Source organism: Kribbella sp. NPDC023972, assembly GCF_040639075.1.
Lineage (GTDB): Bacteria > Actinomycetota > Actinomycetes > Propionibacteriales > Kribbellaceae > Kribbella.
Window position 1 is genome coordinate 1,438,409 of sequence record NZ_JBEZZH010000001.1, and the last position, 6,372, is coordinate 1,444,780.

A 6,372-nucleotide genomic window follows, 5' to 3' on the forward strand; every position below is an offset into this window, starting at 1 on the left:
CTTTGTCGCCCGTGGTCGTGGTCAGCGCGATTCGATCCACGTGGTGATGTCGACATCGCCGGGTTGGACGAGCTCGGAGAGGACCACCGAGGTGGTCGTGTCGCCGTACATGCTGAGCTGTTCGATCAGGCGTTCCAGCTGCGCGGCGTCAGCTACGGCGATCGCCAGTTCATAGCAGTTCGGCCCGGTGACATGCACGCAGGAGAGCACGGATTCCAGCTTGAGGAGGCGCTCGCGCAACTGGCCGACGCTGCGGACCGCACGGTGACGTGGGCGAAGTGAGACGCGAGCGTGTAGCGGCAGGCCGAGTTTGGACAGGTCCACGCGGGCGCCGTAGCCGGTGATGACGCCGGAATCTTCGAGTCTGCGTACCCGCTCGGCTACGGCCGGCCGACTCAGCGAGACGCGGCGGCCCAGTTCCACCAGGCTGACCCGTGCGTCGCGGGCCAGCTCACGCACGATCTTCAGGTCGGTCTGATCCAGCGACGATTCGACGGCACCCAAGGCGATTGACCCCCAGAAGGACTGCCACAGCCACGATCATCCTTCATAATGTCATGGATCGTGCGGCACCTGCGAACATACCGTATTGATCATGAAGGCAACTGTGCTCCATGACATCGGCGATATCCGCGTCGTCGATGTCCCTGATCCCGTCATCGCCGAACCCACCGACGCACTCGTGAGGATCGTGGTGGCCGCCGTGTGCGGCTCGGATCTGTGGTCGTACCGGGGCTTGGAGAAGTTCCAATCCGGCGACCGGATGGGACACGAGTGGATCGGCATCGTCGAGGACGTGGGATCGCACGTCACCGAAATCAAGCGGGGCGATCTCGTGGTGGCGCCGTTCGCGTTCTCCGATGGCACCTGCCCGGCCTGCCGCGACGGCGTGCAGACCTCCTGCCCTGCTGGGGGCTTCTGGGGCGGACGCAACGGTGGGGGGCAGGCCGAGGCCATCCGGGTTCCCTTCGCCGACGCGACACTGGTCGCGGTCCGCGCCGATGTCGACGACGCGCTGTCGAGGAGGTTGCTGCCGCTTACCGACGTCATGGCCACCGGTCACCACGCCACCGTGCTCGCCGGCGTCACCCGCGGATCGACCGTGGTGGTGATCGGCGACGGAGCGGTGGGACTGTGCGCGGTCCTCGCCGCCACACGAACTGGCGCCGAACGTATCGTCGCCATCGGCCGCCATCCTGATCGTCTGCGCCTGGCCAGGACCTTCGGCGCTACCGACGTTCTCTACGCCGATGAAGCCGAGACTGCCGCAACCGTCGTCGACTGGACCGGTGGCGGCTCCGCCGCGGTTGTGGAATGCGTCGGCGGGCAGTCCGCTCTGGACCTCGCGCTGACCGTTGCGCGCCCGGGCGGAACGATCGGCTCGGTGGGGGTCCCCAACGGCGTCGACCACGTGGACCTCTACCGGCTCTTCCGTGCCAATGTCACCTTGCGGGCCGGCGTCGCACCGGTCCGCCGCTACCTCGATGCCCTCATCACCGATGTCCTCGCCGGCGTCCTGGACCCCTCGCCGATCTTCACCACCGAGGTCCCTCTAGGCGACGTCGCCCACGCCTACCGGGCAATGGACAACCGGCAGGCGATCAAGGCGTTGATCCGGCCCAGCTAGCAGATTCGTTCCCGCCGTCCGGGCAGAGCTGCCGTGTGTCTGAACCTGCGTCCAGCAAGCCAAGCGCGCTAGCTCAGCTCGGCTACGACGGATGCGAAGTCCTTGACTGTGCCGGGGCAGCGGAGGCGAGGTGGCGATACGCAGCGGCGGGATGTCAGTGATGGGGATCCAGATGAGGTCGGGCCGGGCGTAGTTACGGCTCAGCGATTCAGGGCTGATGCAGATCGCCAGCCCGGAGGCGACGTGTTCGAGCATCTCCTCGGTGTTGTCGTTCTCCGGCCCCCAGATGGGCTCGCGACCGTTCGGACGTGGATTCACCGCCCACCAGTCGCCCCACGCTCGTACGCGGCGTCGACGAAGTGCTCGCCTTCTTTTGCCGCGCTGGCTCGCGCAGGCTTCCGGGCCGAGCCGATCTTCCTCGCCGCCGACGGCGTCTGGGTCGTCGACCTCCGCGGCTGGAGTACCACACCCGCCGGGCTCGACCTCACCTGGGCACTCGCTTTCCGCATTCAGAACGACCGCATCGCGGAGGCCATCAACTACCCCGGCGACCAACATGCCGCTGACAACTACTTCTGGCGCACCTATCCCCTGGCTCCGCTCCCCACGAGACTCGCCGAACCCACAACTGAGTGAAGCCGTTCGTCGCTTCGATGCATCCGGTCGAATCGATCTCGGAGTACGTGCGCCAGGCCATGACGTCAAGCTGAGCGCCGGAGTTACTTGCTGGGTGGCGGGGCGGTCGTACTGCGGACCAACAGATGCGGTTGAACCGGCTGAGGTTGAATCGACGTACCACTGATTCGCGCGAGGACCGCCTCGACGACGCGCCGGCCCAACTCGGCGAAGTCCTGCCGAATCGTCGTCAGGGGTGGTACGTAGTACGGCGCTTCGGGAACGTCGTCGAATCCGACCACGCTGATCTCATCCGGTACCCGGATCCCGCCTTCGTCGAATGCGCTGAGCAACCCCAGCGCCATCTGATCGTTGGCGACGAAGACGGCTGTGACTTCCTCTCCCCCACGACGACGTGCGATGAGGTCGCGACCGGCCAGGTAACCGGTCGGCGGCCACCAGTCGCCGTGCAGCACCGGCGGAACGGGAGCGCCGACCGACTCGAGCTCCATCCGCCAGCGGCGTTCCCGGGCATCCGCCTCGAGGGCGTTGGCCGGCCCCCTCACATGATGAACAGTGCGGTGACCGAGGTCGAGCAGGTGCCTGGTAGCGAGAGCGGCGCCCGCCTCCTGGTCGACCCAGACCGCGAGGTCCTGCCCTCCAGGCTCCGCCTGCACGGCGATCAGCGGCACCCTAGGACTCACATCGGACAGTGCGCGGACAGCACCCTCATAGGTGCTCAACGCAACGATGGCGTCGACAGACTGGGTCGCCAATCGCTCGACAGCCTCGACCAGGCCGCCGGCGGTGTCGTCGTCAAGTACCGACACGGTCAGGAAGTAGCCGGCCTCGCGCGCCGCGTGTTCCAGACCGAGCAAGGTCTGGGCGGGTCCGTACTGGCTGATGTTGGCGATCGCGAGCCCGATCGTGCGGGATGACCCGGTCACCAGGGCCCGTGCCGCGCTGTTGGGACGGTAGCCGAGCTCGGCGATCGCCTCAAGAACCCTCTTCCGGGTCGCCGCCGCCACGTTCGGTCGCCCGTTGATGACCCTCGACACCGTCTGGTGCGACACGCCGGCGCGTGCGGCAACGTCCGACATACCGAGGGAACGGATCGCCCCGCCCACCGCAATGCCGTCATTGCCGAGATCTGCTGCTCCCGAACCCGCAACGGGGCGATCCATGACTGGACTCCGACTCCTTCGTCAGCGTGATGCGCCGGCGCGGCGCTTGTTGTAGATGTCGAAGGCAACAGCCAGCAGGAGCACCAGGCCCTTCACGACGGACTGCGTCGATTGGTCGATACCCATCAGCTGCATTCCGTTGCTCATGACCGCCATGATGAGACCTCCGACCATCGCCCCGACCACCGTGCCGACGCCGCCCGCGACGGCCGCGCCGCCGATGAACGCCGCCGCGATGGCGTCTAGCTCGAACATGTTACCGGCGGCAGGCTGGGCACCGTTGGACCGGGACGAGTAGATGACCCCGGCGACGCCGGCCAGGAACCCCATATTGACGAAGATCCAGAAGTTGACCTTGCGGACCTTCACACCGGACAGCATCGCGGCCGATAGGTTGCCGCCGATCGCGTAGACCTGGCGACCGAAGACGGTGTTCTTCGTCATCAGCCCGTAGGTGATCACCAGGACAGCGAGAATCATCAGTACGATCGGCAGACCGCGGGCATGCGCGAGCTGCCAGGCGAAGTACATGACGACCGCTGCGACCAGCAGCACGCGGGTGACGAACAGCGGGAACGACTCCACCGGCTGCTCGTAGCGGATCCGCGCCAGCCGGGTGCGGAACACGCTGACCGCGTACCCGCCAGCCGCGATCGCGGCGATGAGCAGCGTGAAGGCGTCGTACCCCTGCCCGCCGATCAGGCCGTTCAGGAAGCCGCTGGCGACCTTCTGGTACTCGCCCGGGAACGGCGACAGCGAGACATTGTCCAGCACCTGCAACGTCAGGCCCCGGAACAGCAACATGCCGGCCAGCGTCACGATGAACGCCGGCATGCCGACGTAGGCCACCCAGAAACCATGCCAGGCCCCGACCGCGGTGCCTACCGCCACGGCTGCCACTACGCCGACCCACCACGGTTGTCCATGTTGGATGACCAGTACGGCGGACACCGCACCGGTCAACGCGACGATCGACCCGACCGACAGGTCGATATGCCCGGCGATGATCAGGATCACCATGCCGATCGCGAGCACCAGGATGTAGGAGTACTGGAGCACGATGTTGGTGATGTTGCCCGGGCTGAGCAGGACACCGTCGGTCATGAAGGCGAACAGCGCCACGATCACGACGAAGGCGATGTAGATGCCGCTCTGCCGCAGGTTGCGCGTGATCAGGGTGAACGGGTCGCTGGTGCCGACGTGCAGTGCGGCGGCGGAGGCGCTCTCCGCCGATGCGCTTTCCGCCGTTGCGTCCTGCGGCCGTGCGGAAGGTTTGGTGCTGGTCATCCGGCGAGCTCCTTCTCCATCGTCATGAGCGCCATGAGGTTTTCCTGAGTTGCCTGGCCGACCGGCAACTCGCCAGTGATCCGCCCGGCCGACAAGGTGTAGATCCGGTCGCAGATTCCCAGCAGTTCGGGGAGTTCGGAGGAGATGACGATGACCGCCTTCCCCTCGGCTACGAGCCGGTTGATGATCGTGTAGATCTCGAACTTCGCTCCGACGTCGATCCCGCGCGTGGGCTCGTCGAGGATGAGCACGTCCGGATCGGTGAAGAGCCATTTCGACAGCACGACTTTTTGCTGGTTGCCGCCGGACAAGGTGCCGACGGTGTCCAGCACGGTGCGCGTCTTGATGTTCATGTCGCGCCGTCCCTGCTCCGCGACTTTGATCTCCTCGTTGCCGTTGACCCATCCGGCCCGGGCCAGCTTGCCGAGAGCGGCGGCGGAGACGTTGGCACGGACGTCGGCGATCAGGTTCAGCCCGTACCGCTTGCGATCCTCGGTGGCGTAGGCGATGCCGTTGCCGATCGCCTCGGCCACGTTTCGCGCCCGGACCTCCTTGCCGTGCATGTAGAGGCGGCCGCTGATGTTGCGTCCGTACGAGCGGCCGAAGACACTCATCGCAAGCTCGGTGCGCCCCGCGCCCATCAGCCCGGCGATGCCGACAACCTCACCGGCCCGCACATTGAGGCCGGCGCCGTCGACGACCTTGCGCGGCTGAACCGGATGCCACACCGTCCAGTCCTCGATCCGGAGGACCTCCGGCCCCGGCTCGGAGACGCGGTCCGGGTAGAAGCTGTCGAGATCGCGTCCCACCATGCCGCGGATGATCCGCTCCTGGGTCACGTCCCCGGATCTCATGTCGAGAGTCTCGACCGTGTGTCCGTCCCGGATCACCGTGGTGGAGTCGGCGATCGCCGTGATCTCGCTCAGTTTGTGGGAGATCATGATGCAGGTGATCCCCCGGTCCCGCAGCCGCCGGAGCAGGTCGAGCAGATGTGCCGAGTCCACATCGTTGAGCGCGGCGGTCGGCTCGTCGAGGATCAGCAGCCGGACCTCCTTCGACAAGGCCTTGGCGATCTCGACCAGCTGCTGCTTGCCGACGCCGAGCTGGATCACCGGCGAGACCGGGTTCTCGTCCAGCCCGACGGAGGCCAGCAGTTCGCGGGCCTCGGCGTTGGCCCGGTTCCAGTCGATCAGCCCGCCGCGCCCGCGGCGTTCGTTGCCGAGAAAGATGTTCTCCGCGATCGACAGGTAGGGCACGAGCGCCAGCTCCTGATGGATGATGACGATCCCGACGGCTTCGCTGTCACGGATGCCGGCGAAGTGGACGGGCTTGCCGTCGAACCTGATCTCGCCGTCGTAACTACCGGTCGGGTAGACGCCGGAAAGCACTTTCATCAGGGTCGACTTGCCGGCACCGTTCTCGCCACAGATCGCGTGGATCTCCCCCCGCCGGACGGCGAGCGAGACGTCCTCGAGAGCCTTGACACCGGGGAAACGCTTGGTGATGTCCCGCATCTCGAGCAGAACGTCGTTCATAGAGCCTCCTTCGCGGTCAGACCGCGGCCGGGCTCGGCGGTTCGGCCAGCGGTCGTCGACCGCCTCGATCACCCGGCGCAGCACCAGGAGAATGACGATGGCGGGCAGATAGTTGTGCCACCGG

6 protein-coding genes are annotated in these 6,372 nt (G+C 66.4%); 2 read left to right on the forward strand and 4 right to left on the reverse strand.

The features are described from left to right. Positions 1-21: 21 nt before the first annotated feature. Positions 22-504 carry an Lrp/AsnC family transcriptional regulator gene (locus AB0F43_RS06720; protein WP_360471593.1) on the reverse strand — a complete coding sequence of 161 codons (483 nt, stop codon included), beginning with the start codon at positions 502-504 and terminating at the stop codon, positions 22-24. Between the two features lie 91 nt (positions 505-595). On the opposite strand from AB0F43_RS06720, the gene AB0F43_RS06725 reads away from it, so the two are divergent. Beyond that, complete coding sequence (locus AB0F43_RS06725) at positions 596-1,627, forward strand: alcohol dehydrogenase catalytic domain-containing protein (protein ID WP_360471596.1); 1,032 nt, start codon at positions 596-598, stop codon at positions 1,625-1,627. Between the two features lie 243 nt (positions 1,628-1,870). Continuing rightward, positions 1,871-2,263: a hypothetical protein gene (locus AB0F43_RS06730; RefSeq protein ID WP_360471598.1), complete on the forward strand. Its 393-nt coding sequence runs from the start codon at positions 1,871-1,873 to the stop codon at positions 2,261-2,263. 83 nt (positions 2,264-2,346) lie between these two features. Here the strand turns inward: AB0F43_RS06730 and AB0F43_RS06735 are convergent, their stop codons facing one another. The 3 genes from AB0F43_RS06735 to mmsA all read right to left on the reverse strand — a co-directional run. Then, the gene (locus AB0F43_RS06735) at positions 2,347-3,426 is read right to left on the reverse strand and encodes a LacI family DNA-binding transcriptional regulator (protein ID WP_360471601.1); all 1,080 of its coding nucleotides are present in this window, start codon (positions 3,424-3,426) and stop codon (positions 2,347-2,349) included. 21 nt (positions 3,427-3,447) lie between these two features. Beyond that, a complete protein-coding gene (gene mmsB / locus AB0F43_RS06740) occupies positions 3,448-4,713 on the reverse strand; it encodes a multiple monosaccharide ABC transporter permease (protein WP_360471604.1) in 1,266 nt (421 codons plus the stop codon). Further along, on the reverse strand, positions 4,710-6,372 hold a 1,663-nt coding region (mmsA, locus tag AB0F43_RS06745), incomplete at its 5' end, for a multiple monosaccharide ABC transporter ATP-binding protein (RefSeq protein ID WP_360471606.1). The genes mmsA and mmsB, both read right to left, overlap by 4 nt.

Coding starts and splice junctions, on each gene's coding strand:
- AB0F43_RS06725 (WP_360471596.1), top strand. CDS start 596: ATGAAGGCAACTGTGCTCCATGACATCGGCGATATCCGCGTCGTCGAT.
- AB0F43_RS06735 (WP_360471601.1), bottom strand. CDS start 3,426: ATGGATCGCCCCGTTGCGGGTTCGGGAGCAGCAGATCTCGGCAATGAC.
- mmsB (WP_360471604.1), bottom strand. CDS start 4,713: ATGACCAGCACCAAACCTTCCGCACGGCCGCAGGACGCAACGGCGGAA.